The following is a 254-nucleotide window of genomic DNA, read 5'->3' on the forward strand; positions in this document are numbered from 1 at the left end:
GGCTATGGGTATCCTGTTCGCATGGGTGTTCCGGAAAGTGGCGAAAAACGCTACATCGGATGTACCTGGCAAGCTCCAGAACTCTGTCGAGGCAGTGGTTGAGTTTGTTGATGGCACCGTTAAGGACACATTTCATGGGAAAAACCCATTGATTGCGCCGTTGGCATTGACGATTTTTGTCTGGGTCTTCCTGATGAACTCCCTCAAATGGCTGCCAGTTGATCTGGTGCCCGGCATTGCTCATGCCATGGGGC

General features: G+C 52.0%; 1 protein-coding gene. It reads left to right on the top strand.

The window, feature by feature from the left end; translation table 11 throughout:
* Positions 1-4: 4 nt before the first annotated feature.
* Positions 5-254: F0F1 ATP synthase subunit A (locus Q4563_RS21165; protein WP_442903846.1), on the top strand; the 250-nt coding region annotated here is incomplete at its 3' end.

The organism is Gilvimarinus sp. 1_MG-2023, from assembly GCF_030548285.1.